Genomic DNA, 3,691 nt, shown 5'->3' on the forward strand with positions numbered 1-3,691 from the left:
TAGCTATATTTTTTACTTTGCAACAGAACCTAGCATATGCATCTACACTTATTAGATGGGCTATATAATTTTATGAGTTCGCATTATACGTCTTTTTTATCTCTCCACTCACAAGTGTTATAACTTAGTTAACAATGAAACTAGCATGAATAGCACCTTATCTCAAGCGTCAATTCAGATGCCTGAGAGAAGGTGCTTTTATTTTATGTAATATCTGAGTTATATATAGCTGCTGATAAGTAATTTTATATAACGCTAGTTTTACTTATAGTTTTTCATCACTCCACCCAAGAAAACCATCTTTAACTTTTATTGTAAACTTTCCACTCCAGAAAGTACTAATTTCATAATAGAAGATGCCTCCACTTTCTCGAATGAATTTGATATCATTTCCGTATTTTTTGATAACATAATTGTCTGCATCTGTTCTTTTAGACATTTAAGACCACGCCTTCATTTTATAAAAATACCTCTTTTATCATCTAACCAAAAATTAAATGTAAGATGTTTTTCACAATTATCAAACTAACTACAATAACAATAAAACTTGATATCTTATTTAAAATTATTATATATTTTCCAGTTTGATCTATAGATCCTAAAATCTTCCCTAATACAGCTAATAAAATAAACCATATCCATGAAATCATAATAGTAGAAATACTGAATAAGAATTTTTCTGAACCTGAATAAACAGAAGCGCTTGTTCCAATTACTCCTACTGTGTCCATGATTGCATGAGGATTTAATAGTGATACAGATATAGCAAAGCCAATTTGCTTTTTAGCACTCATAGAGTCATGATTTTCTAAATTATTAGGTTTTTCATTCCATAATGACCACGCCATATATAATAAAAACATAAGGCCTATAATATATATAACTAATTGCAACGTAGGTAAAGACATTAAAATCAATGAAACGCCTAAAACTGCAATTGTTATTAAAAATGTATCGCATAGTCCAGCTGTTATTATGACTGGTAAAGCTTTTGTAAATTTCTTTTGATTAGCTCCTTGATTAAATACAAAAACATTCTGTGCTCCTAACGGTAGAATTAGACCTAGCGCTAATAAAACACCATGTACGATTGGTTGCAACATAATACTAACTCTCTTTCATTTTACTATTGGGTGTACAAATATCTTTTACCACACTATAAAATCCTGGTAATGTAGTTTTGAAAAATCCTGTGCAATGATGTGCTTCTCTATATTTTTTATCTTGCATCAAAATAGAGTGTGCCTTTTTTAAATTATAGTGCGGAATAGCTGGGAATAAATGATGTACCAAGTGATAATTATCATGATGTGGGTGAAATAAAAATATTGTCCAAGGCATACCAAACGTATTTCTACTTGCTGTTAATTCAGTATCATTGTTTAATCCTGAATGTTCTGCCATTTCTGCCCAGTAACGAATAATTTGAAAAGTTGTAAGAAGTGGTACAAACCAAAAGATAATAAGGTAAAACCAAAAATTAAATGCTATAGATGTTGATATCAAAACCAACCATAAAATATTTCTAGTCCAAAGTTCTGACTTAGGTATGTCCTTACTATAAAGGTTAGCTGATACCGTACCTAGTATATACTTTGGCACATGAAACAGTAACAACACCTTTATAATGTGATCTTTTATAAATTTATTGATGTTTTCCTGTGGCTTATCTAGTCCAACAATACGATATCTTTTTGTATCAGGATCATTTTCTTCATCCCATAAATTCTTATGATGTTGAAAGTGAGAATTACAATATGTAGTAAAACTTGTAAAAATGGGGAATGCTATAAAAATACAAGTAATCCACTTATTATAAAATTTATTCGTAAATAATGAACGATGGCATGCTTCGTGCATTAAATTGTCAAAAGCTCGCATTCGACTTCCAATTAAAATAATACTAAGCAGGTAAACAAATATATTTCCTGTTGTTATGCTTAAATAAGCACTTCCAAAAATAACCAACCAATCAAAAAGTAAAGCAAAAATATTATGATAGTTATCTTTTTTCATCAAAGGTTTTAATTCTTTTTTGATTTCTTTAGAAAAAACTGCTTTTTCTAATTTCAGTGACATCATAACCCCTCCTTTGGATTGTATGTTATAATAATCTGAAATTTAAAAAAACTACCAGATTAAAGATAAAATTCCAACCAGATTTAAGGAGAAGAAGTATGGGAAATTTTCAATACAAAATGATAATAGATGATATTATTAATAAGATTAACAATGGCGAATTATCATCAGGAGATAAATTACCATCTCAAAGAGAAATTTCTCAATATTATAATGTGAATAGATCTACAGTTATACAGTCATTAGATATTTTGAAAAGTTATGGTATTTTGGAAACTATTGAAAAAAAAGGCGTTTATGTATCTCAATATAAATGGAATGCTTATATTACAAGTAATATTCATTGGCAAAATTATATAGGGAACAGCATGTCTAAAAGCAACCAATTTTATATTCAAAGAATCAATGAATTAGAATTCAATCCTAATATTATACGTCTAGGTACTGGCGAGTTATCTCCAAAGTTAATTCCAAATCATTTGTTCAAAGAAATAATATCAAACAGTATTAGTGACTCTATACAAACGAATTATGAGGAACCAAAAGGAAAATTAAGTCTTAGATTAGAAGTAGTAAATTATATGAAAAAAAGGGGAGTCATATGTGATGTGGATAACATATGTATCACTTCAGGTGCTGTTCAAGGATTAAAACTAATAGCTGATGGATTATTAGTTCCTCAATCTAAAATTATTATTGAAACACCTTCTTATATTAATTCCATACGTACTTGGCATAATATCAAATCGAAAATGATCCCTTTATCAATCAACTATATAAAGCGAAATATTAATAATATATTTAAAATAAGTAGTAACTACAAAAACAGCATATTTTATTGTATACCTACTTTACACAATCCTACTCAAAATACTTATACTAAAGAAGAAAAGCAAAAAATTATAGATCAATGTCAAAAAAACGGAATACCTATTGTTGAAGATAGTATATATTCTGATTTATGGTTTGATGAAAAAAGACCGATGCCCATGAAATCTTTGAAAAATAGTGACAATGTTTTATATTTAGGAAGTTTATCTAAAACGGTAAGTCCTGGTCTGCGTATTGGATGGATAGTAGCAGATAAAAATGTAATTAATCACTTATCTGATTTAAAAATGCAGAATGACTATGGTGCTAGTTCTATATCACAATATATTGCCACAAAATGGCTAAATACTTATCATGAAAAACATATATCTGAATTAAAATTAGAATTAAAAAAACGTAAAGATATATTTATAGACGCCCTAAAAACTCATTTATCTATGTATGGTAGTTGGAATGACCCTAGTGGATCATTTTATATTTGGTTTGAGTTCTCTATATCAATAAACGTAAAAAAATTGTTTAATGAATCTATAAAAGAAAATATACTTATACAACCTGGAGAAATATATGATTCTAACTACAAAAACTACATTCGATTTTCTTACTCATACATTGATGAGAATGATATTAATAGAAGTTTAAAAAAATTAAGTAATATTATTAAAAAAATTAGAAATTGATTCCTAAGAACTTTCTTTACTTTGCATTCCTCTACTAACCAGTGTTATAATTTGATTAACAAATAGTGTACTAACATGATAAACACCGAGCCCGATAACTA

General features: G+C 28.3%; 4 protein-coding genes. 1 reads left to right on the forward strand and 3 read right to left on the reverse strand.

Translation table 11 applies throughout. The annotated features are described in order from the left end of the window. Positions 1 to 265: 265 nt before the first annotated feature. The 3 genes from HMPREF2647_RS11335 to HMPREF2647_RS08470 are packed head-to-tail and all read right to left on the reverse strand — an operon-like array spanning position 266 to position 2,079. Positions 266 to 439, reverse strand: a complete 174-nt coding sequence (locus HMPREF2647_RS11335; RefSeq protein ID WP_000044738.1) for a hypothetical protein — start codon at positions 437 to 439, stop codon at positions 266 to 268. A 43-nt stretch (positions 440 to 482) separates the two neighbouring features. Beyond that, positions 483 to 1,103 (reverse strand): LysE/ArgO family amino acid transporter, encoded by a 621-nt coding sequence (locus tag HMPREF2647_RS08465; protein WP_000941203.1) that lies wholly within the window; start codon positions 1,101 to 1,103, stop codon positions 483 to 485. Positions 1,104 to 1,107: 4 nt separating this feature from the next. Next, positions 1,108 to 2,079, reverse strand: a complete 972-nt coding sequence (locus HMPREF2647_RS08470) for a fatty acid desaturase family protein (protein ID WP_000053810.1) — start codon at positions 2,077 to 2,079, stop codon at positions 1,108 to 1,110. A 98-nt stretch (positions 2,080 to 2,177) separates the two neighbouring features. Between HMPREF2647_RS08470 and HMPREF2647_RS08475 the strand changes: the two genes are divergently transcribed. Beyond that, complete coding sequence (locus tag HMPREF2647_RS08475) at positions 2,178 to 3,590, forward strand: aminotransferase-like domain-containing protein (protein ID WP_000526300.1); 1,413 nt, start codon at positions 2,178 to 2,180, stop codon at positions 3,588 to 3,590. Positions 3,591 to 3,691: the final 101 nt, after the last annotated feature.

Source organism: Staphylococcus sp. HMSC035D11, from assembly GCF_001836075.1.
GTDB classification, from domain to species: domain Bacteria; phylum Bacillota; class Bacilli; order Staphylococcales; family Staphylococcaceae; genus Staphylococcus; species Staphylococcus hominis.

Excerpts from the sequence above, each read along its gene's own strand:
- HMPREF2647_RS11335 (WP_000044738.1), bottom strand. The coding sequence starts at position 439 with ATGTCTAAAAGAACAGATGCAGACAATTATGTTATCAAAAAATACGGA.
- HMPREF2647_RS08465 (WP_000941203.1), bottom strand. The coding sequence starts at position 1,103 with ATGTTGCAACCAATCGTACATGGTGTTTTATTAGCGCTAGGTCTAATT.
- HMPREF2647_RS08470 (WP_000053810.1), bottom strand. The coding sequence starts at position 2,079 with ATGTCACTGAAATTAGAAAAAGCAGTTTTTTCTAAAGAAATCAAAAAA.
- HMPREF2647_RS08475 (WP_000526300.1), top strand. The coding sequence starts at position 2,178 with ATGGGAAATTTTCAATACAAAATGATAATAGATGATATTATTAATAAG.